This window comes from Phenylobacterium terrae, assembly GCF_042681205.1.
GTDB lineage: Bacteria > Pseudomonadota > Alphaproteobacteria > Caulobacterales > Caulobacteraceae > Phenylobacterium > Phenylobacterium terrae.
The window spans coordinates 1,069,770-1,092,260 of the sequence record NZ_JBHUEY010000001.1; the positions used below are offsets into that span (position 1 = coordinate 1,069,770).

Annotated in this window: 21 protein-coding genes; 15 read left to right on the plus strand and 6 right to left on the minus strand. The window is 71.2% G+C overall.

The features are described 5' to 3' along the window. Positions 1 to 28: 28 nt before the first annotated feature. From ACFSC0_RS05345 to ACFSC0_RS05355, 3 genes are read right to left on the minus strand one after another with little or no spacing between them, the layout of a single operon-like run. Positions 29 to 3,136: an efflux RND transporter permease subunit gene (locus ACFSC0_RS05345; RefSeq protein ID WP_377282660.1), complete on the minus strand. Its 3,108-nt coding sequence runs from the start codon at positions 3,134 to 3,136 to the stop codon at positions 29 to 31. Continuing rightward, a complete protein-coding gene (locus tag ACFSC0_RS05350) occupies positions 3,133 to 4,242 on the minus strand; it encodes an efflux RND transporter periplasmic adaptor subunit (protein ID WP_377282659.1) in 1,110 nt (369 codons plus the stop codon). The genes ACFSC0_RS05345 and ACFSC0_RS05350 overlap by 4 nt, the downstream gene beginning before the upstream one ends. Before the next feature lie 2 nt (positions 4,243 to 4,244). After that, positions 4,245 to 5,678, minus strand: coding sequence for an efflux transporter outer membrane subunit (locus ACFSC0_RS05355; protein WP_377282658.1), 1,434 nt, complete (start codon positions 5,676 to 5,678; stop codon positions 4,245 to 4,247). Between the two features lie 195 nt (positions 5,679 to 5,873). Here ACFSC0_RS05355 and ACFSC0_RS05360 point away from each other — a divergent pair, with 195 nt between their 5' ends. The 4 genes from ACFSC0_RS05360 (at position 5,874) to ACFSC0_RS05375 (ending at position 9,344) form a co-directional block, all read left to right on the plus strand. Next, the gene (locus ACFSC0_RS05360; protein WP_377282657.1) at positions 5,874 to 7,508 is read left to right on the plus strand and encodes a M28 family metallopeptidase; all 1,635 of its coding nucleotides are present in this window, start codon (positions 5,874 to 5,876) and stop codon (positions 7,506 to 7,508) included. Then, complete coding sequence (locus tag ACFSC0_RS05365; RefSeq protein ID WP_377282656.1) at positions 7,508 to 8,305, plus strand: DUF72 domain-containing protein; 798 nt, start codon at positions 7,508 to 7,510, stop codon at positions 8,303 to 8,305. Before ACFSC0_RS05360 ends, ACFSC0_RS05365 begins: the two co-directional genes overlap by 1 nt. Before the next feature lie 101 nt (positions 8,306 to 8,406). Then, on the plus strand, positions 8,407 to 9,048 hold the full coding sequence (locus ACFSC0_RS05370) for a hypothetical protein (protein ID WP_377282655.1): 642 nt from the start codon (positions 8,407 to 8,409) through the stop codon (positions 9,046 to 9,048). Next, positions 9,045 to 9,344, plus strand: coding sequence for a hypothetical protein (locus tag ACFSC0_RS05375; RefSeq protein WP_377282654.1), 300 nt, complete (start codon positions 9,045 to 9,047; stop codon positions 9,342 to 9,344). Before ACFSC0_RS05370 ends, ACFSC0_RS05375 begins: the two co-directional genes overlap by 4 nt. A 70-nt stretch (positions 9,345 to 9,414) precedes the next feature. Here the strand turns inward: ACFSC0_RS05375 and ACFSC0_RS05380 are convergent, their stop codons facing one another. Beyond that, a complete protein-coding gene (locus tag ACFSC0_RS05380) occupies positions 9,415 to 9,720 on the minus strand; it encodes an energy transducer TonB (RefSeq protein ID WP_377282720.1) in 306 nt (101 codons plus the stop codon). Positions 9,721 to 10,004: 284 nt separating this feature from the next. On the opposite strand from ACFSC0_RS05380, the gene ACFSC0_RS05385 reads away from it, so the two are divergent. The 7 genes from ACFSC0_RS05385 (at position 10,005) to map (ending at position 17,130) form a co-directional block, all read left to right on the plus strand. After that, positions 10,005 to 11,939 (plus strand): methyl-accepting chemotaxis protein, encoded by a 1,935-nt coding sequence (locus ACFSC0_RS05385; RefSeq protein WP_377355095.1) that lies wholly within the window; start codon positions 10,005 to 10,007, stop codon positions 11,937 to 11,939. A gap of 364 nt (positions 11,940 to 12,303) precedes the next feature. Beyond that, positions 12,304 to 13,215 (plus strand): SDR family oxidoreductase, encoded by a 912-nt coding sequence (locus ACFSC0_RS05390; RefSeq protein ID WP_377282652.1) that lies wholly within the window; start codon positions 12,304 to 12,306, stop codon positions 13,213 to 13,215. 39 nt (positions 13,216 to 13,254) lie between these two features. Beyond that, a complete protein-coding gene (locus ACFSC0_RS05395) occupies positions 13,255 to 13,635 on the plus strand; it encodes a hypothetical protein (RefSeq protein WP_377282651.1) in 381 nt (126 codons plus the stop codon). Between the two features lie 92 nt (positions 13,636 to 13,727). Next, entirely contained in the window at positions 13,728 to 14,348 is a 621-nt protein-coding gene (locus ACFSC0_RS05400) for a TetR/AcrR family transcriptional regulator (protein WP_377282650.1), read from the plus strand. Between the two features lie 6 nt (positions 14,349 to 14,354). Then, positions 14,355 to 15,401 (plus strand): alpha/beta hydrolase, encoded by a 1,047-nt coding sequence (locus ACFSC0_RS05405; RefSeq protein ID WP_377282649.1) that lies wholly within the window; start codon positions 14,355 to 14,357, stop codon positions 15,399 to 15,401. Further along, positions 15,401 to 16,387 carry an NADPH:quinone oxidoreductase family protein gene (locus ACFSC0_RS05410; protein ID WP_377282648.1) on the plus strand — a complete coding sequence of 329 codons (987 nt, stop codon included), beginning with the start codon at positions 15,401 to 15,403 and terminating at the stop codon, positions 16,385 to 16,387. Before ACFSC0_RS05405 ends, ACFSC0_RS05410 begins: the two co-directional genes overlap by 1 nt. Continuing rightward, a complete protein-coding gene (gene map, locus ACFSC0_RS05415) occupies positions 16,384 to 17,130 on the plus strand; it encodes a type I methionyl aminopeptidase (protein WP_377282647.1) in 747 nt (248 codons plus the stop codon). The genes ACFSC0_RS05410 and map overlap by 4 nt, the downstream gene beginning before the upstream one ends. Here the strand turns inward: map and ACFSC0_RS05420 are convergent. Together ACFSC0_RS05420 and ACFSC0_RS05425 are read right to left on the minus strand one after the other, a co-directional pair. Next, on the minus strand, positions 17,127 to 17,696 hold the full coding sequence (locus ACFSC0_RS05420) for a DUF4126 domain-containing protein (protein WP_377282646.1): 570 nt from the start codon (positions 17,694 to 17,696) through the stop codon (positions 17,127 to 17,129). The two genes, map and ACFSC0_RS05420, sit on opposite strands and share 4 nt — an antisense overlap. A gap of 107 nt (positions 17,697 to 17,803) precedes the next feature. Beyond that, positions 17,804 to 19,234, minus strand: a complete 1,431-nt coding sequence (locus ACFSC0_RS05425) for a spinster family MFS transporter (protein ID WP_377282645.1) — start codon at positions 19,232 to 19,234, stop codon at positions 17,804 to 17,806. Positions 19,235 to 19,394: 160 nt separating this feature from the next. Between ACFSC0_RS05425 and rpmH the strand changes: the two genes are divergently transcribed. Genes rpmH through yihA form a run of 4 tightly spaced genes read left to right on the plus strand, consistent with a single transcriptional unit; the run spans position 19,395 to position 22,384 of the window. Then, positions 19,395 to 19,529, plus strand: coding sequence for a 50S ribosomal protein L34 (gene rpmH, locus ACFSC0_RS05430; protein ID WP_320359505.1), 135 nt, complete (start codon positions 19,395 to 19,397; stop codon positions 19,527 to 19,529). 19 nt (positions 19,530 to 19,548) lie between these two features. After that, positions 19,549 to 19,941, plus strand: a complete 393-nt coding sequence (gene rnpA, locus ACFSC0_RS05435; protein ID WP_377282644.1) for a ribonuclease P protein component — start codon at positions 19,549 to 19,551, stop codon at positions 19,939 to 19,941. 11 nt (positions 19,942 to 19,952) lie between these two features. Continuing rightward, positions 19,953 to 21,740, plus strand: a complete 1,788-nt coding sequence (yidC, locus tag ACFSC0_RS05440) for a membrane protein insertase YidC (RefSeq protein WP_377282643.1) — start codon at positions 19,953 to 19,955, stop codon at positions 21,738 to 21,740. Further along, entirely contained in the window at positions 21,737 to 22,384 is a 648-nt protein-coding gene (gene yihA / locus ACFSC0_RS05445) for a ribosome biogenesis GTP-binding protein YihA/YsxC (protein WP_377282642.1), read from the plus strand. Before yidC ends, yihA begins: the two co-directional genes overlap by 4 nt. Positions 22,385 to 22,491 lie beyond the last annotated feature (107 nt).

The following is a 22,491-nucleotide window of genomic DNA, read 5'->3' on the forward strand; positions in this document are numbered from 1 at the left end:
CGGCCTTGCGGCTGTCCGGGACGACGAGCTAGTGCGCCGGCGGCGCTTCCCCTTCCGGCGCGTCGCGGGGCGTGATCAGCCGGGCGAACTTCGGCCGCAGCCATTCCTCGAAGTCGTCGATGAACTCATAGACGACCGGCACCATGACCAGCGACAGCAGGGTCGAGGTGATCAGGCCCCCGATCACCGCCACCGCCATGGGCTGGCGGAACTCGGCGCCCTGGCCGATGGCCAGCGCCGTGGGCAGCATGCCGGCGGCCATGGCCATGGTGGTCATGATGATCGGCCGGGCCCGCTCGCGACAGGCCTCCAGCAGCGCCTCGCGCTGGGGCATGCCGGCCCGCTCCTGCTCGATGGCGTACTCGACCAGCAGGATGGAGTTCTTCGCCGCCAGCCCCATCAGCATCAGGAACCCGATCAGCGCCGGCATGTTCAGCGACTGGCCCATGATCAGCAGGCCCAGGAACGCCCCGCCCACCGCCAGCGGCAGCGCCGAGATGATGGTGATCGGTTTGAAGAAGCTGCCGAACAGCAGCACCATCACCGCGTAGACCAGCCCGATCCCCGAGAAGATCGCGATCACGAAGCCGCCGAACAGCTGGGCCATGGCCTCCTGGTCGCCGGCCGAGGCCGGGGCGACGCCGGGCGGGAGGTTCTTCATGATCGGCAGCTGACGCACCGCCGTGGTGGCCTCGCCGAGCTGCACGCCGGGGGCGAGGTCGGCCTGGACGGTGATCTGGCGCTTGCGGTCGAAGCGGTCGATCTGCCCGGGACCGGCGCGGAACTCGATGTCGGCGACCGCGTCCAGCGTCGTGGTCCCGCCGCCGGCGGTGGGGACCCGCAGGTTGCGGATCACCGACAGGTCGGCGCGGGCGTCCTGCGGCAGGCGCACCCGGATGGGAATGCGCCGCTCCCCCTGGGTCAGCTTGGCGACGTTGGCGTCGATGTCGCCGACGGTGGCGATACGCGCCGCCTGGGCGATGTCCTGGGCATTGACGCCCAGCCGGGCCGCGTCCTCGACGCGGGGTGTGATGATGATCTCGGGGCCGCTGGGGGGCGTGTCCAGCCGCGGGTCGCGGACCAGGTCCAGGGTGGCCATCTCCCGTTGCAGCTGCAGCGCGGCCTCCTCCAGGCCCTCGCCGGTCTCGGTGGTCAGGATCATCTGCACCGTCGAGCCGCCGAAGCCCTGTCCGGCGTAGGTGACCCGCGCATCGGGGACCGCCCGCTGCAGGGGCAGCAGCTGGCCGCGGATCTCCGGCACCTTCAGGTCGCGCTCGCGCTTCAGCACGACGGTGACCGTGCCGGTGTTGACGCCCCCGCCCCCGCCGCCGCCGAACGGGTTGAACGAGCTGCCGCCGACGCTGGCGAAGACCGCGGCGGTCTCCGGCCGCTCCTTCAGCTTGTCGGTCAGGACGCGCACGGTCCGTTCCATGTCCGCAAGGCTCGCGCCCGGCGGCCCCTCGATGTCGAGGTTGTAGAAGTTCGGGTTACCCTCGGGCTGCAGGCCCTTGGGGATGATCGCCACCAGCGCCACCGAGGCGACGAAGATCAGCAGGCCGGCCAGGCTGGCGACGACCCGGTGGTCCAGCGCCCATTCCAGCAGGTTGCGATAGAAGCCCGGCAGCTCCCGGCGCGGGGAGGCCGGCTTGGGCTTCAGGAAGTAGGCCGCCAGCAACGGCGTCAGCAGGCGCGCGACCACCAGCGAGAACAGCACCGCCACCGAGACGGTCAGGCCGAACTCCTTGAAGAACTGCCCCGGAATGCCCGGCATGAACGAGACGGGGGTGAACACCACCACGATGGTGAAGGTCGTCGCCACCACCGCCAGGCCGATGGCGTCCGCGCCCTCGATCGCAGCCTGATAGGGGCGTAGGCCGCGGTGGATGCGTTTCTCGATGTTCTCGATCTCGACGATGGCGTCGTCCACCAGGATGCCGATGACCAGGGTCAGCGCCAGCAGGGTCACGACGTTCAGCGAGAAGCCGACCAGGTGCATCACCGCGAAGGTCGGGATCAGCGACACCGGCATGGCGATCGCGGTGATGAGGGTGGCCCGCCAGTCGCGCAAGAAGAGCCACACCACCAGCGCCGCCAGCAGCATGCCCTCCATCAGGGTGTGCTCGGTTGCGGAGAACTCCACCCGGGTGTCGTCCACGAAGGAGATGATCTTCTCCATGCGGACGTTCGGATAGGTCTCCTCGAGCTCCTCCAGCTTGGCCTCGACCCGGTCTTCGACTTTGACGTCGCTGGCCTCCTTGGTCTTGGTGATCTGGAAGCCGACCACCGGGCGGTTGTCGAGGCGGGCCAGGCTCCTGGGCTCGGACTCGCCGTTGCCCACCTCGGCCACGTCGGACAGCCGCACGATCCGCCCGCCGGGGGCCGGCAGGGTCAGCTCGCGGATCTGGTCGACGGTGACGGCCGCGCCGAGCACCCGCACGGTCTGCTCGCGCCCGCCCACCTGCGCCCGTCCGCCCGAGGCGTCGACGCTGACCTGCGACAGGGCCTGGTTGACCTGGGCGGCGGTGACGCCGAGGGCGGCCATCCGCACCGGGTCCATGATCACGTTGATCTCAGTCTCGACGCCGCCCACCCGGCGCACCTGGCTGACGCCCTGCACGCTCTGCAGCTCGCGGGCCAGGGTGTTGTCGATGAACCAGGAGAGCTCGGCCGTGCTCATCCCGTCGGCGAGCACCGCGTAGGTGATGATCGGCTGGTCGTCGAACTCGATGCGCTGGACCAGCGGCGGCTCGATGCCGCTGGGCATCTCGGTCCGCGCCTGCTCCACGCGCGAGCGGACGTCCTCGGTCGCCTGCTGCAGGTCATGGCCGAGCTCGAACTGGACCATCGTCGTGGAGACGCCCTGCGACACGGTCGAGGCGATCGCCTCGATGTTCGGCAGGCTTGCGACGGCGTTCTCCACCGGCCGGGTGATCTGGTTCTCCATCTCGGAGGGGGCGGCCCCCGGCTGGGTCACCGTCACCGACACCGCCGGGAACTCCACGTTCGGGAAGTTCTTGATGGGCAGCATCAGGTAGGCGAACACGCCCCAGATCAGCAGCCCGATGAACAGGACCGTGACCGGCAGGGGATTGCGGATCGCCCAGGCCGAGATCTTCAGCTGGCGCACGTCGTTCATCGCTTGGCCGCCGGTTGGGGCGCCGCCTTGGCGGCGGGCGGAGCGGCCTGGACGGGCTTGACCACGTCGCCCGGCAGCACCAGCGAGGCGGCGCGCTGCAGCACGCGCGAACCGGCGGCGGGACCGCTGACCAGCTCGACATAGCCGTCGCCGCGGGCGCCGGTCTTCACCGCCACCTGCCGCACGCGGTTGTCGGGGCCGACCACCATCACCGAGGCGCCGTCGGCGTCGTAGCGGATGGCCGACTCCGGCACCGCCAGCACGGGGGTGACGCCGCTGGCGAAGTTGGCGCGGGCGAAGCCGCCGGCCCGCACCTGCGGGTGCGGCGGCAGGCTGACGCGCACGGCGCCCAGCTGGGTCTGAGGATCGATCGCCGGCTCCACCAGGCGGATGGTCCCCTGCACGCGGGCGCCGCCGGTCAGCTCCACCTCGACCGACTGGCCGGGGCGGACACGGGCGAGGTCGGCCTCGGCGAGCTGGGCCTCCAGCTCGATCTGCCCGTCGCGGGCGATGCGGAACCAGGGCGTCGCCCCGCCGGCGGCCAGGTCGCCCGGGCGCACCGTGCGCTCCAGCACCAGGCCCGCCACGGGCGCGGTCACAGACAGCTTGGCCGCCCGGGTCCGCAGGTCGCGCAGCGCGGCCTGCTGGGCGGCGGCGGTGGCGCGGGCGGCGCGGGCGGCGAACTGCCGGCCCTGCACGTCTTCGCTGGAGAGCACGCCCTGGGCGTCGAGGCCCTCCACGCGGGCGGCCTCGGCCTGGGCCCGCTCGGCCTGGACCTGAGCCTGCTGCGCCTGGGCCGCCTGCTGGGCGATCTGGGCCTCGATCAGCGCCGGGTCGAGCTGGGCCAGGGTCTGGCCGCGGCGGACATAGGCGCCCTCCTCCACCAGCACGCGGGAGACGCGGTACCCCGTCACCTCGGGGGCGACGGCGGCCTCCTCGCGCGGGATCAGCGGTCCGGACGCCGACAGGGTGCCCGCCAGTACCCGGGGCTCGACCGTCACCACATTGACCGCGCGGGCCTGGGCGTCGGCCTTGGGCGCCGGCGCCTCCGGGCTGTGGCAGGCGGCCAGGCCCAGGAGGCCGGCGGCCAGGAACAACGATCGCATTCTCATTCCACTCCCCCCGGAGCGCTCGCAATGGACGCAGGCCAGCCGCCGCCGACCGCCTGATACGCCTGCACCGCCCGGCGCACCGACTGCACCTGGGCGTTCGTCAACAGCACCCGGGTCTGCCGCCAGGCCACTTCGGCCGACAGCAGCGACTCCAGGTCCCCCAAGCCGCGCTGGTAGCGCACCCGCGCCGCATCGTAGGCGCTGCGGGCCCGCCGCTCGCCCTCGGTCAGCAGGGCCACGCGCCGGCGGTCGGCGTCCAGCAGGACGAGCGCGTTCTCGGCCTCGCCGTAGGCGGTCTGGACGGCGCGCTCGTAGGTCAGGGCCGCCTGCTCCGTCCGCGCATCCTGGGCGCGCAGCTCGGCCAGCAGGCGGGGAATGTCGAGCACCGGCACGGTGACCCCGGCGCCGATCGACCAGTTCGACGAGGTGGACTCGAAGTTCGGCTGCACCTGCCGCTGGATGCCGAGGCCCGGCGTCAGCGTGAAGGTCGGGAAGAAGGCCTTGGCGGCCAGGTCCTTGCGGCCGAGCTGGCCGCGGAAACGGGCTTCCGCCTCCCACACGTCGGGCCGCCGCGCCAGCAGCTCGCCCGGCAGCGTGCGCGGCGCCGGCGGCGCTTCGCCGACGCTGGCGCCCACCGGCAGGTTGGCGAGCGGATCGGTCCCGCGCCCGACCAGCACCAGCAGCGAACGCCGGGCGGCCTGCAGGTCCGCCTGGAGAGCCTCGACCTGGCTCTCGGCCTGGGCGAGGTCGCCGGCGACCCGGTCCGCGTCGGAGGTCGCCGCGATCCCGCGTTCGGCGCGGATCCTGGCGATCCGCAGCAGCTCGCTCCGGACCCGGGCGGTCTCGCGCGCGTCCTCGAGCTGGATCGCCAGGCCCCTGGCCTGGAAGTAGGCGTCGGCCACCGCGGCGGCCAGGCTGGCCCGCGCGCCCTCGTAGGCGAAGCGGGCGGCGGCCACGTCGGCCCGGGTGGCCCGGTTGGCCGCGAAGATGCGGCCGAAGAGGTCGATCTCCCAGCTGACGTTGAAGTTGGCCTGATAGTTCTCGCTCGTCCCGCTGTTCGAGAAGCCGGGGATGTCGATGGTCTCGCCCTCGAGCTGCTCGGTCTCGGTCCGGCGGGCCGACCCGGTCAGGTTTCCCTGCGGCAGGAAGGCGGTGAGCTGGCTGGTGCGCACGGCCCGCGCCTCAGCCAGGCGGGCCGCAGCGATGCGGGCGTCGAAGCCCTCGACCAGCGCGCCCTCGATCAGGGTCGTCAGCTGCGGGTCCCCGAAAGCCGTCCACCAGCGGTCGAGGTCGACGACGCCGTCCACGGGCGCAGGCGCCTCGAAGGCCGCCGGGAGGGCGACTTCGGGCTGGCGGTGACCGGTGGCGCAGGCCGTGAGGGCCAGCGCGGCCAGCACAGCCGCCGTGGCTGCAGGCGAAGAGGGGCGCATTCTGTCTTTACGTCTTTGGCTACGGGCGCGTCCGCCCGACGAGGGGGTCGTTCTCCACCACACGGGCGCTTCAGGCAAATTACAGTAACGATACGTTGTAAATCCGCCTCCTCATTCTGTGCCTCGCGGGTCACAGGGGCAGGACCGTGCCGGCAAAGCTTGGCCGACGGCGCGCGCTCGCCTAGAGGCTTGGGCATGCGCACCGTCTCCCTCGCCCTGATCCTCGCCCTCGCCGCCCAGGCCGCGGCCGCCCAGACCATCGCCCCCGACCGGCTGAAGGCCCACGTCGAGACCCTCGCCTCCGACGCCTTCGAGGGCCGTGCGCCGGCCACGCCCGGCGAGACCAAGACCGTCGACTACCTCGTCGGCCAGTTCAAAGCCGCCGGCGTGAAGCCGGGCGGAAAGCTCAAGGGCGGCGCCCGCAGCTGGACGCAGGACGTCCCCCTCGCCCAGTTCGACATCTCCGGCCCGGTGTCGGTGCGGGTCTCGGCCAGCGGCGACCTGGCCTGGGAGCAGGGCCGCGAGGTCGCCCTGCGCGCCTCGCAGCTGACCAGCCAGGTCGACATCCAGGACGCGCCGATCGTCTTCGTCGGTTACGGCGTGCACGCCCCGGAGCGGAACTGGGACGACTTCAAGGGGGTGGACCTCAAGGGCAAGATCGCGCTCGCCCTGGTCAACGACCCGGACTTCGAGACCGGCCAGGGCGACTTCGGCGGCAAGGCCATGACCTGGTACGGCCGCTGGCCGTACAAGTACGAGGAGGCGGCCAAGCAGGGCGCCCTCGGCCTGCTGGTCATCCACGAGACCGCCCCGGCCTCCTACGGCTGGGAGACGGTCAAGAACTCCAACACCAACACCATCATCGACGTGATCCGCGACAAGCCGGGCGAGGTGCACCCGGTGCTGGAAGGCTGGATCCAGCGTGACGCCGCCGCCGAACTGATGCGCAGGTCGGGCCACGACTTCGAGGCGCTGAAGCGGGCCGCCCAGAGCCGCGATTTCCGCCCCGTGCCGCTGAACGCCAAGGCCAGCGTCAGCTTCCCGGTGAAGGCCCAGAAGATCGTCAGCCGCAACGTGATCGGCCTGGTGGAAGGCCGGAGCCGCCCGGACGAAGTGGTCCTCTACACCGGCCACTGGGACCATCTGGGCGTGGCCCTGCCCGACGCCACGGGCGATGCGATCTACAACGGCGCCGTGGACAACGCGACGGGCATCGCCGCCCTGCTGGAGATCGCGCGCGCCTTCGCCGCCGGTCCGGCGCCGGCCCGCTCCGTCGCCTTCCTGGCCGTGACCGCCGAGGAGAAGGGCCTGATCGGCTCCGAATACTACGCCTCAAACCCGATCTACCCGCTGGCCACCACCGTGGGCGTGATCAACATGGACGCCCTGAAGCCCGTCGGGCCGGCGAGCGACTTCACCACCTCCGGCAACGCGCCGGTGACGCTGCAGGACGAGCTGATCGCCCTGGCGACGACCCGCGGCCGCACCTACAGCCCCGATCCGCGGCCGGAGGCGGGCAGCTTCTTCCGCTCGGACCACTTCCCGTTCGCCAAGCGCGGCGTGCCGGCGATCTCCTTCGGCTCCGGCCAGACGCTGGTCGAGGGCGGCGCCGAGGCCGGGTCGGCCTGGAGCCGGGCCTACACCGCCGAGCGCTACCACCAGCCCTCCGACGAGCTGTCGCCCGACTGGCGCTTCGACGGCATCGCCGCGGACGCCGAGCTGCTTTACGCTCTGGGCCGACGCCTGGCCGACAGCGACATCTGGCCCGAGTGGAAGGCCGGATCGGAGTTCAAGGCGGTCCGGGAGGCGAGCGAAGCGGAGCGGCGCTGATGGCGGGAAAGATCAGGGCGGGCATCGGCGGCTGGACCTTCGAGCCCTGGCGCGGCGTCTTCTATCCCGGCGACCTCAAGCAGAAGGACGAGCTGGCCTACGCCAGCCGGCACGTCACGGTCATCGAGATCAACGGCACCTACTACTCCATGCAGAAGCCGGAGAGCTGGGCCAAGTGGGCGGCCGAGACGCCGGACGACTTCGTCTTCACGGTCAAGGGCTCGCGCTACTGCACCAATCGCAAGGTGCTGGCCGAGGCCGGCCCCGGGATCGAGCGTTTCCTCTCGCAGGGCCTCAGCCGCCTGGGGCCCAAGCTCGGCCCGATCCTGTGGCAGTTCATGGGGACCAAGAAGTTCGACCCGGACGACTTCGCGGGCTTCCTGGACCTGCTGCCGCCGGAGTGGGAGGGCGCGAAGCTGCGCCACGTGGTCGAGCCGCGCCACGACAGCTTCATGACCCCTGAGTTCGTCGCCCTGTGCCGCGAGCGGAAGATCGGGATCTGCCTGGCCGAGCACGCCAGCTACCCGATGATCGCCGACGTCACCGCCGACTTCGTCTACGCCCGCCTGCAGCTCGGCTCCGACGACATCCCCACCGCCTACCCGCCCGAGGCGCTGGACCTGTGGGCCCGCCGCTTCACCGAGTACGCCCAGGGCGCCGTTCCGGACGACCTGCCGACCATCGACAAGACGGCCCCTGAGAAGACGCCCCGAGACGTCTTCGCCTTCTTCATCCACGAAGGAAAGGTCCGAGCGCCGGCCGCCGCCATGGAGCTGCTGAAGCGGGTGAATACCTAGCCCCGGCGCAAGTCTTCCGGCGGTTTGCTTTACGTCGCCATTGCGAAATGGTTAACGTGACGCCGGCGCCCAATCTGGGCGCCGCGGCCTGGGGGCCTGGGATGAACTCAAGCAATCTGGCGATGGGCGCCGCCTGTGCTGTCGCCGTGCTCTGCGCTGCTGCGGCGGCGTCCGCGCAGGACGTCTCCTCGCTGCAGGACGTGGCGCGGACCACCGAGATGGCCGCCAAGTCCGGGATCGACATGACCGTCGCCGACGCCTTCACGCCAGGCCCGGCCGAGCCGCCGGCGCCGCGCGCCGTCCCGCCGGCCTCGCGGCCGACCTGGCGCAACCCCTGGACCACGCCCCGGCCCTCGCTGCGGGCCGCCTTCTCGCAGATGGCCGCCGCGTTCCGCTCCGAGTTCCGCCAGACCCTGCCGCCGGCCCACGGCCTGGCCGCGGCGGAGGAGGAGCCGGAGCCGGTGTTCGAGGCCGCCCACGACATCGACTTCACCGTCGCCGACGCCTTCGACCCGCGACGGCTCGGCGCGCCCGCGGCCTCCAGCCAGGGCGTGCAGGCCTCGGCGCTCGTCGGCGAGCGGGACGACGGCGTCGCCCGCGCGCGGGCCCTCAATCTGGAGAACGCCAAGAAGGCCGCCGGCGCATTGGAAGCCTACGAGGCCGCCCAGCGGGACTACGAGAAGGAACTGGCCCGCTGGCGCGAGCAGCTCACCGACTGCGGGGCCGACGCCTGCGCGAAGTGAGCGTACGGATCGAACTCGAGCCGATCTATGGCTGGGGCTGGTTCGACGGCGACATCGCCATGGCCGTCCCGGAGCGTTTTCACCTGTTGCTCGATGAGGCGTCTGGCGCCGCAGCGCGCGGACGCACCGTCGCGCCCGCCAGCTCCCTTGACGGCCGCGCCGTCGAGCTCGCGCTCCGCGGTCTCCATGGAGACAGCGCCCACGTAGGCCTGCGGATCGCGCCTCACATCACCGGCTTCGCCGCGGTGTCGCGTCGCGAACTCGAGGCCGCGGGCCTCGAGCTTCCGGCCGGATGACCCACGCATAGGAACGCCCCGGCCGTGAGGCGCGGGGGCGTTCTGGAATTCTGGTCGTGAGCCTTTGGGCTTAGCTGCCCGGGAAGCGCACCGGAACCTTGACCACGCCGGTCTTGGAGCCGATCGGCAGCACTTCGGCGACGCACAGGGCCGCCTTGTCGAAGCCCTTGCCGCCGGCGCTGTTGCTCACCACCGTGCAGCCCGAGAGCTTGCCGCCCTCAGCCGTGCACTCGAGCACGACCGCAGCCGAATCCCTTACGTTCGCGTGCTTGGCCAGGCACGAGCCCATCTTCTCTTCGAAGACGCCCGCCGAAGCGGCGCCCGCCAGCGCAACACTGAAAAGAACGCCGCCGCCAATCGCGATGAGTTTCTTCATCATCCCCACTCCTTCTCCTCGGAAGTGTGCGGATCAAACTGGATTCAGGTTAAGAAAGACTGACCCGGCAAATCTATTCTAGGTAAACATCAGATAAACATCAGCCTAACATTGTTAGGCGGCCGCAAACCTCAAGGTTGGGCAGGCGCCTGGGCCCCGCCGCACACGGTTTGGTGACGTTCCGTTAGCACCATCGATTCATGATGTCGCAGCCCGGATTCGGGTCCAGGCTTCCATGGGGGGATGAAGTGAAGCGGTTTCGGCTCGTAGACTTGCCGCTGATCGTGAAGATCGGTTTCGCGCCGGCTTTCGCCTTGATCATGCTGGCGCTGTCGGCGGCGGGCAGCGTCGTGCTGCAGCAGGATCAGGCCGGCGAGTTGCGCCGGGTGGTTGAGCAGGACATGCCCAGCACCATGCGCCTGCAGAAGATCTCCGAGCGCATCACCGACGTCCATGGCGAGCTCTACTTCCTGCTGACCAACCAGGCCGCCTCCATCGACGTCGACAAGATCGAAGGTCAGTCCCAGGCCATGCTGGCCGAGGTCGACGCGATCCAGAAGGAAGTGGCGGAGATCAGCAAGGCGGCCCCGGCCGCCCAGAAGCCGGCCTTCGACCAGCTGACCAAGGACCTGAAGGAGACGCGCGACGCGCTCGACCTGATCGCGGCGATGATCACCACCGATTTCGGCACCGCCGCCGGCTTCGCCGCGCCCTTCGAAGAGCAGTACACCAAGATGAACGCCAACCTGGACAAGATCGTCCAGGCGCAGAGCGCCGCCACCGACAAGAACGCGGCCGCCTCCATCCAGGCCGCGCAGGCCGGTCAGACCATGACGCTCATCGCGGCGCTGGTGACCCTGCTGGCGGCCGGCGCCATCACCCTCTTCTCGGTCATCACCATGCGCCGGGAGGTCAAGCAGATCGCCGGCGCGACGGAAGCCCTGGCCCGCGGCGACAACTCGATCGACCTCGACAAGCTGTTCCGCCGCGACGAGCTCGGCGCCATCGTCACCTCGCTGGTCGTGTTCCGCGACAACCAGCAGCAGATGGAGCGCCTGCGCAAGGAACAGGAGGCCGCCCGCCAGGCCGCCGAAGAGACCCGCAAGCAGAGCGCCGAGGCCGCCGCCGCCGTGGCCGAGGAGCAGAACCTCATCGTCAGCCAGCTGGCCGAGGGCCTGGACCGCCTGGCCATGGGCGACCTGACCTTCCGCCTGCAGACCGCCTTCCCCGGCGAGTACAAGAAGCTCAGCGACGACTTCAACGCCTCGGTCGCCAAGCTCGAGGACGCCATGCGCGCCATCGCCATGGCCACCTACTCGATCCAGTCGGGCACCACCGAGATCAGCCACGGCGCCGACGACCTGTCGCGGCGCACCGAGCACCAGGCGGCCACCCTCGAGGAGACCGCCGCCGCCCTCGACCAGATCACCGCCACGGTCCACAAGACCGCCGAGGGCGCCACCCACGGCCGCGAGGCGGTGGGCAGCGCCAAGTCCGACGCCGAGCGCTCGGGCGAGATCGTCCGCAAGGCGGTCGTGGCCATGAACGAGATCGAGCAGTCGGCCCGTCAGATCAGCCAGATCATCGGCGTCGTCGACGAGATCGCCTTCCAGACCAACCTGCTGGCTTTGAACGCCGGCGTCGAAGCCGCCCGCGCCGGCGAAAGCGGCAAGGGCTTCGCGGTCGTCGCCTCGGAAGTGCGGGCGCTCGCCCAGCGCTCGGCCGAGAGCGCCAAGGAGATCAAGGGCCTGATCTCGGCCTCCACCGAACAGGTCGCGCAGGGCGTGGCGCTGGTCGGCGAGACCGGCAAGGCCCTGGAGCGGATCGTCACCCAGGTGGCCGAGATCTCCAACGTGGTCGGCGAGATCGCCGCCTCGGCCAAGGAGGAGGCCCTCGGCCTCAACCAGGTCAACACGGCGGTCAACCAGATGGACCACGTCACCCAGCAGAACGCGGCCATGGTCGAGGAATCGACCGCCGCCTCGCGGGTGCTGGCCCAGGAGGCGCAGGAGCTCGGCAAGCTGGTCGCCCGCTTCAAGGTCAGCGGCGTCGAGAACCCGAACCGCAAGCCCGCCCCGCGCCCGTCCGCCGCCGCCGCGCCGGCCCCGCGGCCCTCGTCGCCGCCGCCGGCCGCCAGCGCTCCGCAGACCATCGGCGCCACGGCCCTGGCCGCCGCGCCGACCGCAGCGCCCGAGGAAGAGGGCTGGGAAGAGTTCTAGGCCCGCCTCGAACCAAGCGTCACGAAGAGCGCCCGGGAAACCGGGCGCTCTTTTTCTTTGGCCCTCCTTCCTCCCCTGCGAAGCGGGGGAGGGGGACCGCCCGCCGAAGCCGGCGCACGCCGGCTGAAGAGCGGGTGGTGGAGGGGGCGAACCGTCTTGCTCCGCCGGAACGACAGGTGCAGGTTGGAGCGGTCCGCAGCGCCGCGCCTGTGTCTTGCCCTCTCCACCACGCGCTCTCCGCTTCGCTCGGCCCGTGGTCCCCCTCTCCCATGAATGGGAGAGGAAAGGGCGCCGCCCTACCCCGGCGTCATGCTTGCGCCCCCCTCCACGCTGCCGCCTGATGGCGAAAACAGGAGGACGCCCGATGCCGCAGCTTTCGATGGACGACCTGATGTTCCGCCCCGGCCTGATGAGGGGCGAGCGGATCCTCATCACCGGCGGCGGGACGGGTCTGGGCAAGGCGATGGCCGAGGCCTGCCTGATGCTGGGGGCGGAGGTCTACATCTGCGGCCGGCGCGGCGGGGTGCTGGACGAGACGGCGCGGGAGCTGACGGACGCCCACGGCGGCAAGATGGTGGGCATCGCCTGCGACATCCGCGTGCCCGAGGCCATCGAGGAGATGCTGGACCGCATCTGGGCCGACGGCGGGGCGCTGACGGGCCTGGTCAACAACGCGGCCGGCAACTTCATCAGCCGCACGGAGGACCTCTCGCCCCGCGGCTTCGACGCCATCGCCAACATCGTCTTCCGCGGGTCGTTCTTCGTCACCCTCGGCTGCGGCAAGCGCTGGATCGCGGAGGGTCGGAAGGCCTCGGTGGTCTCCATCCTGACCACCTGGATCTGGAACGGCGGGCCGTTCACCGTGCCCTCGGCCATGTCCAAGGCCGGCCTCAACGCCATGACCCAGTCGCTGGCCGTGGAGTGGGGCGGCAAGGGCATCCGCTTCAACTCGATCGCGCCCGGCCCCTTCCCCACCGAGGGGATGAGCGCGCGGCTGAACCCCGGCGCGGCGCGCGACATGGGCGAGAGCGCCCGCCCCGGCAACCCGATGGGCCGGGTGGGCGAGATGCGCGAGCTGGCGAACCTGGCCGTCTACCTGCTCCATCCGCTGTCGGAATATGTGAACGGCCAGGCGATCGCCATCGACGGGGCCGCCTACCAGGCGACCGGCGGCAACTTCGCCGCGCTGCGCGCCTGGACCGACGAGCAGTGGCAGGCCGCCAGGGACTCCATCCGCGCCACCAACGAGAAGGACCGGGCCCAGCGGACGGTATAGTTAACCGCAGCTTAAGCGGCGCGGCGGAGGCTTTCGCCCATGCGCCCGCTCCTCGCCCTCGCCGCCCTTTGCCTTGCGCTGGCCGGCCCCGCCGCCGGCCAGGAGAAGAGCCGGTTCGTGATGGTGAAGCCTCAGCCCAAGAGCGAGCCCGGGCTGCGCGGGCCCATCTCCGCGCCCCGGGCCGTGACGGCGCCGCTGGCCCCCGCCGGGCCGGAAGCGCCGGCCGACCCGCAGCTTGCCGATCCCGTCGGGGCCGCCGCCTCGGTGACCTGGAAGGCGCCGCCCGACCACGGGGCCGCCCGCCAGTGCCGCGCGGCCTGCGACCGCACCTATTATTTCTGCCTGTCCGCGGGCGACGGCGACAGCTGCCCGACCAGCTGGGGCCAGTGCCGCACGAAGTGCGAAGCGCGCAGAAGTTGAGCCGATTTCGTCGAAACGGCGCCAAAGCGTTGGCGCGGGTCGAGAAGCCTCTCTAGAATGACGCGCGTCACTTTAGAGATTTCCGAGACCCGATGTCGCAAGTCGCCTTTCTGCCGGCCGGTAAGCGCGAGCAGACCAAGCTCCAGAACCGCGCCGCCATCCTGGACGCCGCCCGCGAGGTGTTCGGGGAGCTGGGCTACGAGGCGGCGACGGTGCGCGACATCATCCGCCGCACCGGCCTGGCGGCCGGGACCTTCTACAACTACTACCGGTCGAAGGAGGAGGTGTTCGCCGCCCTCGCCGAGGAAGGCGCGCGCAAGTTCCAGCCGATCCTGAAGGCCGAGCGGGCCCGGGCGCCGGACTTCGAGACCTTCGTCCGCGGCGCCATCCGCGCCTACTACCGCTTCCTGGCGGACGAGCACGCCAACTGGATCGCCCGCCGCCCGCCCGACGAGCCGCACCCGCATCTGCGCTCGGAGACGCCCGAGGGGCAGGCGGTGTTCGCCGAGGTCCGCGCCGCGATCGTCGAGGAAAGCCGCCGCGGCGGGCCCGCCGCCGACCCGGACTACCTGGCCGCCGCCTGCATCGCCATCGCCCGCGAGGTCGGCGAGAAGATGCTGCAGCGCCGCCCGATCGACACCGAGGGCGCGGCCGAGTTCACGATGGCGATGATCCTGGGCGGCGCCCGCTCCCTGCCCGGCGCCAAGGGCTAGCGGCGGATGGCCGAGGCCGGCGTCCGGCGGCTGGTGCTGAGGAGCCTGCTGTCCCTCCCCTCGCCGATCCTCAGGGCCCTGTCCGGCGGCGGCGTGGTCTATCGCGGGGGGCGCACTCTAGATCCGCGCCTGCAGTTCCTGGCCAGCGCCAGCCGCAACGCCCCGCCGATGACCGGCATGACGCCCGAGGAGGCCCGCCGGGCGGGCGCCGAGGGCTTTGCGCCCCTGGCCGGCAGGCCCGAGCCGGGCGTGCGCAAGGAGCCGGTGGTGCTGGAGGGGCAGGGCTTTCCGATCCCGCTGCGGGTCTACAGGCCGCAGGACCAGGACCCGTCCTGCCCGGTGATCGTCTGGGCCCACTTCGGCGGCGGGGTCATCGGCGACCTGGAGATCAGCGACGCCTTCTGCCAGATCCTGGCCCGCATCACCCGCGCCCCGGTGCTTTCGGTGGAGTACCGGCTAGCCCCGGAGCACCGCTTCCCCGCCGGGCTGGAGGATGTGCTGGCCGCCTACCGTTGGGCGCGGGAGCATGCGACCCGGTTCGGCGCGCCGGACGGGGCGGTGGCCATCGCCGGCGACTCCATGGGCGGCAACTTCGCCGCCGTGATACCTCAGGAGCTGAAGCGCATGGGCGAGCCGCAGCCGGCGCTGCAGCTGCTGATCTACCCGTGCGTCGACGTCGCCAGCGAGAGCGCCTCCATGACCACCTACGCCGACGCCTTTCCGCTGAACCGGCCGACCCTGGACTGGTTCATCGGCCACTACATGGGCCCGGAGGACGACCCGGCCGATCCGCGCCTGTCGCCGCTGAAGGCCAAGGACCTCTCGGGCCTGGCCCCCGCCGTCGTGGTGACCGCGGGGTTCGATCCGCTGCTCGACCAGGGCCAGGCCTACGCCCTGCGGCTGCGCGAGGCGGGCGTGCCGGTGGTCTACCGCTGCTACGACCACCTCGCCCACGGCTTCACCGCCTTCACCGGCGCCGTGCCGGCCGCCGACATCGCCTGCCGGGAGATCGCGGGCCTGGTGCGGGAAGGCCTGGAAGGACGGATCTGCTGATGCGCGCCCTCGTCGTCGAAGAGCTCGCCGCCGACTACGCCGGCTGCGTGCTGAAGGAGGTCCCGACCCCCGAGCCCAAGGCCGGCGAGGTCCGCATCCGGGTGAAGGCCGCCGCGGTCAACTTCCCGGACCTGTTGCAGACCCGCGGGGAGTACCAGCACAAGCCGCCGCTGCCGTTCATCCCCGGCATGGAGGTGGCCGGCGAGGTGGACGCGGTCGGCGAGGGCGTGACCCGCTTCAGGCCGGGCGATCCCGTGGTCGGCGGCGCGCGGGTGGGCGGCTTCTCCGAGTTCGCCGTCAGCCCGGCGATGGCCCTGCGCGAGAAGCCGGAGCACCTGTCCTTCGCCCAGGCCGCCGGCTACGGCACGGCCTACCTGACCGCCTACGTCGCCCTCGTCCGCCGGGCGCAGCTGGAGCCCGGCGAGTGGGTGCTGGTGCACGGCGCCGCCGGCGGCGTCGGCCTGGCCGCCGTCGACCTCGCCAAGGTGCTGGGCGCGAAGGTCATCGCCGCCTCGGCGTCGGACCAGAAGCTGGCGGTCATCGCCCAGGAGTACGACGTGGAGGCGACCGTCAACGTCACCGGCGGCTTCCGCGAGAGGGTCAAGGAGATCACCGGCGGCCACGGCGCCGACGTCGTCTACGATCCCGTCGGCGGGGACGTGTTCGACGAGAGCACGCGCTGCATCGCCTTCAACGGCCGGATCCTCTCGATCGGCTTCACCTCCGGCCGGCTGCCGACGCTTCCCGTGAACATCGCCCTGATCAAGGGCTTCTCGGTGATGGGCGTGCGGGCCGGAGAGTACGGTCGCCAGTTCCCCGAAAAGGGCCGCGAGAACACCCAGGCGATCTGGGAGTTGGCCGGCCAGGGCAGGGTGAAGCCCCGCGTCTTCAAGGAATACCCGCTGGCCGACTGGCGCGCGGCGTTCGACTCGCTCGCCGATCGCCAGGTCATCGGCAAGACCATCATCCGACCGGACCTTTCATGACCATCGAGAACCAGGACCAGCTCGACAAGCTGAAGGCGGCGGGCAGCCTCGTCGCGCGCACCCTGAAGGCCATGGGCGAGGCCCTGGAGCCCGGCATCACCACCGCCGAGCTCGACGCCCTGGGACGCCGCCTGCTAGAGGCTGAGGGGGCGCAGTCGGCGCCGCAGATCTGCGTCGGCTTTCCCGGCGCGACCTGCATCTCCGTCGGACCCGACGTGGCCCACGGGATCCCCGGCGATCGGCGGATCGAGGCCGGCGACCTGGTCAACATCGACGTCTCGGCCGAGCTCGACGGCTTCTTCGCCGACAATGGCGCGAGCTTCGCCGTCCCGCCCACCGCGCCGCGCATCGAGCGCCTGTGCCGCGACGGCCGGCGCGCCATGTGGGCCGGCATCCGCGCGGTCCGGGCCGGCGGGCGGCTGAACGAGATCGGCCGCAGCATCGAGTCCTTCGCCCGCAAGAATGGCTACACCCTGGTCCGCAACCTGGCGAGCCACGGGGTCGGCAGCTGGCTGCACGAGGAGCCGGAGAACCTCGCCACCTGGTACGAGCCGGCCGACGCGCGCCGCATCCCCGAGGGCCTGGTCTTCACCATCGAGCCCTTCCTCTCGCTGGGCGCCGAGTGGGTCGACGAGCTGGACGACGGCTGGACGCTGCGCCCGCCGGGCGGCGAGCCCACGGTGCAGTACGAACACACGCTGGTGGCGACGCGGAACGGGCCGATGGTGCTGACGCTGGCCTAGCCGGCGCGCCGGGTCAGCCTGCGCAGCAGGCTCCAGGCGGCGAACAGCATCAGCGCCAGCACCAGCGGGATCAGCAGCGGGGCGGCCAGCGCCAGGCCGGCGGTGACGAAGGCCAGCAGGTCCTCGGCGAAGGAGACCGCCGGATTGGCGAGGCCGCCGGTGGTGGCCGTGCTGGTCAGCCGCGCGCCGGTCTGGGCGGTGTTGAAGGCCAGCGCCGTCGGCGCGCCGACGATCAGGCCGAGGATGGCCGCCATGGCCGGATCGAGGCCGCTGAACGCCGCCGCCGCGGCCAGCGCCCCGGCCGCCGGGCGCGCGACCGTCCCGAAGGCGCTGAGGGCGTGGTCGACGACCGGGATCTTGTCGGCCAGGAACTCGGCCAGGGCGGCCATGGCCAGGGCGATCAGCGCCGCATCCGACGACAGCCAGGCGAAGGCGCCCGAGAGCTCGATCCCGAACAGCTGGAACCGGGCCGCCGCCGACAGCATCAGCAGCGGCAGGAAGGTCTTCAGCCCCGTCGCCGCGGCGAGGCCGAGGCCGAGCAGGCCCGCGATCAGCCAGGTCTCCATGGGACGCCAACGTGCCACGGCGGAGCAGGGTTGTCAGGTGAGCGCCCCCTCCACCGCCTTCGGCGGTGGATCGGCGCGCAGCGCCGAGACGGAGGGGGCGCTGTTCCCTACTTCGCCACCATGTCCCGCTTCAGCCAGCGGGTGGTGATCAGGAAGAAGAGGCCCGCGACGGCGTAGAGGCAGGCGGTGATCTGCAGCGAACGCTCGAGGCTCTGCGGGTGGGCGATGGCGCAGACGTCCTGTTGGGCCTGGGCGAGCGCGGCGCGCGCGGCGCCTTCGCAGGCCTGACGGGTGAGGGCGGCGGCGCCCAGGTCGGCCACCTGGAGCGTGAACAGCACGTCGCTGATCGCGCCGATGAACAGCGGCCCCAGGCCGTAGCCCAGCAGGTTGACGATGAAGAGCAGGATGGCCGTGGCCACCGCCCGCACCTGGGCCGACACCACGCCCTGGCCGATGGTGTACTGGGCCGCCAGGTAGCCGTACTTGATGGCCCCGCCGATGGAGAGCGCGGCCAGGCAGATCATCAGGTTCCCCGTGCTGAAGGCCAGCAGGTAGAAGGGCACGCTGGCGGTCAGGCCGATGGCCGGCAGCCAGGCGATGGCGTTGGGGCTCTTGGCGGCCATCTTCTCGGCCAGCCAGCCCGTGGCCACCGTGCCGACCGCCGAGGCGATCCCCACCGGCGTGTTGATGAACAGCGCCGCCTCGCCGGCGGTCAGGCCGAACGAGCGGTTGATGAACAGCGACTGGAAGGAGCCGATCCCGTAGCCGCAGAAGGCGGCGATGGTCGCCCCCACGGCCATGGCCCAGAAGGAGGGCTTGGAGGCCAGTTCGCGCAGGCCGTCGCTGAACCTGGCCCGCTCGCGCCGCACCGTGCCGGGCGGGTCGGTGTAGCCGCGCGGCGGCTCCTTGACGGTCGCCTTGAAGATCACCGCCACCAGGATCCCGGGCAGGCCGACGATGAAGAAGGCCCAGCGCCAGCCGAAGGCGTCGGTGATCGGCCCGCCGATCACGTTGGCCAGCACGCCGCCCAGGGTCACGCCCATGGCGTAGTAGCCGAGCGCGGTGGAGCGGCTCTTGGGGGGATAGTAGTCGGCGATCAGGGAGTTGGCGGGGGGCGTGCAGCCGGCCTCGCCGATGCCGACGCCGACCCGGCAGGCGAGCAGGATCCAGAAGGCGCCGATGGTGATCGAGCCGATGGTCACCTCCGCCGCCAGGCCGCACAGCGCGGTCATCAGCGACCACAGGGCCACGCACACGGTCATGATCCAGACCCGGTGCCGGGTCTCGGCGAACTGGGCCAACGGGATGCCGACGAAGGTGTAGAGCAGGGCGAAGCCGAAGCCGGTCAGCAGGCCGAAGGCGGTGTCGCTGATCCCCAGCTCCGGCTTCATCGCCGGCGCCACGACCGACAGCAGGCCCCGGTCGACGAAGTTGAGGATGTAGATGAAGAGCAGCGCGGTCAGCACGTAGCTGCGGTAGGGCTTGCTGCCGAAACCGGTGATGTGGCCGCCCTCGGCGGCGCTGGACGTCGCGCTCATTGTCTTTGGATGCTCTCCCCCGGCCGGCGCTCGCCGGCGCGGCGGAACCTAGCGGCAGGTCCCCGCCTCCGCAATCGAGGGCGCCGGGGCCCGGCGAGGTTGACACGCCAGAGGGCATCCCTTAAGGACCGCCGCTCGATTTTAGACCGGAGCCAATCTCGTGAAGCGGACCTATCAGCCGTCGCGACTCGTGCGCAAGCGCCGTCACGGCTTCCGCGCGCGCATGGCGACCAAGAACGGCGCCAAGGTGATTCAGCGTCGCCGCGCCAAGGGCCGCAAGCGGCTGTCGGCCTAAGGGCCGTCATGGTGTCCGGGTGACGGACGCCGCCTTCCCGATCGAACGCCTGAAGAAGCGCGCCGACTTCCTGGCCGCTGCGAAGGCGCGCGCCGCGCCCCGCGGGGCGGTGCTCGTCCAGGCCCGCGACCGGGCCGACGGGAGCGATCTCGTGCGGCTCGGCTTCACCGCCACCAAGCGGATCGGCGGCGCGGTCGTGCGCAACCGCGCCAAGCGGCGGCTGCGCGAGGCCGCCCGCGCGCTCGTGCCGCTCCTCGGGCGGCCCGGCCACGACTATGTGTTCATCGCCAGAGGCAGTGTGACGACACGCCCCTGGGCGGCCTTGCTTGACGATGTGAAAAGCGCGCTGATAAGCCTCGCCGCCGACAAAGACCGGCGGCCCGCGGGGTCCGCCGCCTCCCCTCCCGCCTGAGCGCGACCTCCATGCAGAACGACAACACCCGCAACACGATCATCTTCGTCGTGAGCGCGGTGATCATCATGATCCTCTACCAGGTGTTCTACCTGGAGCCGGCTTCGAAGCAGGCGCAGACCCAGCGCGCCCAGCAGCAGGCCGCCGCCGCCGCCGCCAAGGCGCCCGGCGCGGCCCCAGCGGCCGGCGAGGTCGCCAACCTGCCCCGCCAGGCGGCGGTGGCGGCGAGCCCGCGGATCCCGATCGATACGCCCAGCCTCGCCGGCTCGGTGTCGCTGCGCGGCGCCCGGGTCGACGACCTGTTCCTCAAGGACTACCGCCAAACGGTGAGCGAGAGCTCGCCGCCCGTGGAGCTGCTGCGCCCCGAGGGCGCCCGTCACGCCTGGTTCGCCGACATCGGCTGGACCGGCCAGAACCTGCCCGGCCTGCCGACCGCCGACACCGTCTGGACCCTGGTCTCCGGCGACCGGCTGGCTCCCGGCCGGCCGGTGACCCTGCGCCACCAGGCGCCGAACGGCCTGACCTTCACCCGCCGCATCGAGGTGGACGGCAAGTTCATGTTCACCGTCACCGACACGGTGGCCAACCTGGGCGCCGGGCCGGTCAGCCTGACCCCCTACGGCTCGGTGCAGCGCCAGGGCCTGCCCGACGGTCTGGGCGCCAACCAGATCGTCCACGAAGGCGCCATCGGCTGGCTGGACGGCGAGCTGCGCCTCGACAAGTACAAGAACTGGCGTGAGAAGGGCGGCAAGGAGTTCTCGTCGAACGAGGGCTGGGTCGGCATCACCGACAAATACTGGCTGACCGCGCTGGCCCCGGAGCAGGGCGAGGCCTTCAAGGGCCAGTTCCGGGTGACCCGGGCCGGCGGCCTCAACATCTACGACGCCAACTTCGTCGGCCAGCCCGTGACCATCGCGCCCGGGCGCCAGATCACCGAGACCACCCGCTTCTTCGCCGGCGCCAAGACCGTGCCGCTGTTGCGCGAATATCAGAAGAGCCTCGGCATCCCCGAGCTGGACCGGGCGGTGGACTGGGGCTTCCTGTTCATCCTGACCCGGCCGATGTTCTACTTCCTGGAATTCATCTACCGGCACGTCGGCAACTTCGGGATCGCCATCCTGCTGCTGACGGTGGCGGTGAAGCTCGTCTTCTTCCCGCTGGCGAACAAGAGCTACGAGTCGATCACCAAGATGAAGAAGGTGCAGCCCCAGGTCGAGGAGCTGCGCAAGAAGTTCAAGGACGACCCGGCCAAGCAGCAGCAGGAGCTGATGGGCCTCTACCAGCGGGAGAAGATCAACCCGCTGACCGGCTGTCTGCCGGTGCTGGTCCAGATCCCGGTGTTCTACGCCCTCTACAAGGTGCTGACCGTCACCATCGAGATGCGGCACGCGCCCTTCTTCGGCTGGATCCAGGACCTGTCGGACCGCGACCCGACGCTGATCTGGAACCTGTTCGGCGCCATCCCGTGGGACGTGGCCGCAACGCCCCTGCTGGGCGGCCTGCTCGCCGGCCCGCTGGGCATCGGCGCCTGGGCGACCCTCTACGGCTTCACCATGTGGCTGACCACGGCCATGAACCCGCCGGCGCCGGACCCGATCCAGCAGCGGATGTTCCAGCTGATGCCGCTGATCTTCACCTTCATCATGGCGCCGTTCGCCGTCGGCCTCTTGATCTACTGGACCTGGAGCAACGTGCTCTCGATCCTGCAGCAGTACGTGATCATGCGCCGCTTCAAGGTGGACAACCCGATCGACCAGCTGCTCGGCAAGCTGACCGGCAAACCCAAGGCCGTGGGGTGAGCGCCGATCCGGCCTTCACCGACGAGGAGCTGGAGGCCGCACGCGTCCTCTTCGCCCGGCCGGCGGTCTTCGCCCTGGGCGTCGTCCAGATGGAGGGCCTGCCCCCGCCGGACCTGCCGGAGGTGGCCTTCGCCGGCCGCTCCAACGTCGGCAAGTCGAGCCTGATCAACGCCCTGACCGGCCGCAAGGACCTGGCGCGCGCCTCCAACGAGCCGGGGCGCACGCGCGAGGTGAACATCTTCGTGCTGGACGAGAAGATCCGCCTCGTCGACCTGCCGGGCTACGGCTGGGCCAAGGCCTCCAAGGCCGCGGTGAAGAAGTTCCAGAACCTCGGCCGCTCCTACCTGCGCGGCCGCCCGAACCTGAAGCGCGCCTACCTGCTGATCGACGCCCGCCACGGCCTCAAGGCGGTGGACGCCGAGGCCCTCGACGCCCTCGACCAGGCCGCGGTCTCCTACCAGATCGTCCTCACCAAGGCCGATAAGATCAAGCCGGCCGAGCTCGAGACCGTCCGCGACAAGACCCTCGCCGCCATCGCCAAGCGCCCGGCGGCCTTCCCGCGCGTGGCGGCGACCTCGTCCGAGAAGGGCACGGGCCTGGCCGAGCTCCGCGCCGAGATCATCGCGGCCTGCGGGCTGGAGTAGGCCCCCTCCACCACCCTTCGGGTGGCCCCCCTCCCCCAGAAGGGGAGGAGAATCGCAGCAGCGCCGCACCACCTCTCCTCCCCCTTGGGGGAGGGGGACCGCCGAAG

Excerpts from the sequence above, each read along its gene's own strand:
- ACFSC0_RS05420 (WP_377282646.1), bottom strand. The coding sequence starts at position 17,696 with ATGGAGACCTGGCTGATCGCGGGCCTGCTCGGCCTCGGCCTCGCCGCG.
- ACFSC0_RS05425 (WP_377282645.1), bottom strand. The coding sequence starts at position 19,234 with ATGAGCGCGACGTCCAGCGCCGCCGAGGGCGGCCACATCACCGGTTTC.
- ACFSC0_RS05360 (WP_377282657.1), top strand. The coding sequence starts at position 5,874 with ATGCGCACCGTCTCCCTCGCCCTGATCCTCGCCCTCGCCGCCCAGGCC.
- map (WP_377282647.1), top strand. The coding sequence starts at position 16,384 with ATGACCATCGAGAACCAGGACCAGCTCGACAAGCTGAAGGCGGCGGGC.
- ACFSC0_RS05370 (WP_377282655.1), top strand. The coding sequence starts at position 8,407 with ATGAACTCAAGCAATCTGGCGATGGGCGCCGCCTGTGCTGTCGCCGTG.
- ACFSC0_RS05395 (WP_377282651.1), top strand. The coding sequence starts at position 13,255 with ATGCGCCCGCTCCTCGCCCTCGCCGCCCTTTGCCTTGCGCTGGCCGGC.
- ACFSC0_RS05355 (WP_377282658.1), bottom strand. The coding sequence starts at position 5,678 with ATGCGCCCCTCTTCGCCTGCAGCCACGGCGGCTGTGCTGGCCGCGCTG.
- ACFSC0_RS05405 (WP_377282649.1), top strand. The coding sequence starts at position 14,355 with ATGGCCGAGGCCGGCGTCCGGCGGCTGGTGCTGAGGAGCCTGCTGTCC.
- ACFSC0_RS05345 (WP_377282660.1), bottom strand. The coding sequence starts at position 3,136 with ATGAACGACGTGCGCCAGCTGAAGATCTCGGCCTGGGCGATCCGCAAT.
- ACFSC0_RS05380 (WP_377282720.1), bottom strand. The coding sequence starts at position 9,720 with ATGAAGAAACTCATCGCGATTGGCGGCGGCGTTCTTTTCAGTGTTGCG.
- ACFSC0_RS05400 (WP_377282650.1), top strand. The coding sequence starts at position 13,728 with ATGTCGCAAGTCGCCTTTCTGCCGGCCGGTAAGCGCGAGCAGACCAAG.
- ACFSC0_RS05390 (WP_377282652.1), top strand. The coding sequence starts at position 12,304 with ATGCCGCAGCTTTCGATGGACGACCTGATGTTCCGCCCCGGCCTGATG.
- ACFSC0_RS05410 (WP_377282648.1), top strand. The coding sequence starts at position 15,401 with ATGCGCGCCCTCGTCGTCGAAGAGCTCGCCGCCGACTACGCCGGCTGC.
- ACFSC0_RS05365 (WP_377282656.1), top strand. The coding sequence starts at position 7,508 with ATGGCGGGAAAGATCAGGGCGGGCATCGGCGGCTGGACCTTCGAGCCC.
- ACFSC0_RS05350 (WP_377282659.1), bottom strand. The coding sequence starts at position 4,242 with ATGCGATCGTTGTTCCTGGCCGCCGGCCTCCTGGGCCTGGCCGCCTGC.
- yidC (WP_377282643.1), top strand. The coding sequence starts at position 19,953 with ATGCAGAACGACAACACCCGCAACACGATCATCTTCGTCGTGAGCGCG.